This is a genomic window from Paraclostridium sp. MRS3W1, from assembly GCF_032465715.1.
GTDB classification, from domain to species: Bacteria; Bacillota; Clostridia; order Peptostreptococcales; family Peptostreptococcaceae; genus Paraclostridium; species Paraclostridium dentum.
The window spans coordinates 1-678 of sequence record NZ_JAWDJM010000085.1 but is presented as its reverse complement, the minus strand read 5'-3'; the positions used below and the strand labels follow the sequence as shown (position 1 = coordinate 678).

6 tRNA genes are annotated in these 678 nt (G+C 49.7%); all 6 read left to right on the top strand.

The features are described 5' to 3' along the window. The first annotated feature begins 55 nt into the window (after positions 1 to 55). The 6 genes from RWY47_RS06250 to RWY47_RS06225 all read left to right on the top strand — a co-directional run bounded on the left by RWY47_RS06250 (position 56) and on the right by RWY47_RS06225 (position 612). Positions 56 to 131, top strand: a tRNA-Phe gene (locus tag RWY47_RS06250). A gap of 8 nt (positions 132 to 139) precedes the next feature. Continuing rightward, positions 140 to 216, top strand: a tRNA-Met gene (locus tag RWY47_RS06245). A 16-nt stretch (positions 217 to 232) separates the two neighbouring features. Then, positions 233 to 309, top strand: a tRNA-Ile gene (locus tag RWY47_RS06240). Between the two features lie 63 nt (positions 310 to 372). Continuing rightward, positions 373 to 449, top strand: a tRNA-Pro gene (locus RWY47_RS06235). Positions 450 to 456: 7 nt separating this feature from the next. Further along, positions 457 to 533, top strand: a tRNA-His gene (locus tag RWY47_RS06230). A gap of 5 nt (positions 534 to 538) precedes the next feature. After that, positions 539 to 612, top strand: a tRNA-Cys gene (locus tag RWY47_RS06225). Positions 613 to 678: the final 66 nt, after the last annotated feature.

The window sequence follows — 678 nt, the reverse complement described above, 5'->3', positions numbered from 1 at the left end:
AAACCAGTGACTCCGAAAGGGGCCGTGGGTTCGAATCCCACCCTCTCCGCCAAATGCCCAGATAGCTCAGTCGGTAGAGCAGGGGACTGAAAATCCCCGTGTCGGTGGTTCGATTCCGCCTCTGGGCACCAAAATATGTGGCGGTATAGCTTAGTTGGCTAGAGCGTTCGGTTCATACCCGAAAGGTCACAGGTTCGACTCCTGTTACCGCTACCAATATAAAAACAAATGTGGACCTTTAGCTCAGTTGGTTAGAGCGCCCGGCTCATAACCGGTAGGTCCGGGGTTCGAGTCCCTGAAGGTCCACCATTTTTTGTTTAAAATATTATTTAATATTATTTAATATTATTTAATATTATTTAAAGTAGATATCGAGGTGTAGCGCAGTTTGGTAGCGCACGTGGTTTGGGACCATGGGGCCGGGGGTTCGAGTCCCTCCACCTCGACCAATATATGGTGGGTATAGCTCAGTTGGTTAGAGCGCCAGATTGTGGCTCTGGAGGTCGTGAGTTCGACTCTCATTATCCACCCCAATTAAGGCGACATAGCCAAGTGGTAAGGCAGTGGACTGCAACTCCTTGATCCCCAGTTCGAATCTGGGTGTCGCCTCCATAAAAATTGAATGCCGAAGTGGCGGAACTGGCAGACGCACAGGACTTAAAATCCTGCGGGACTTAC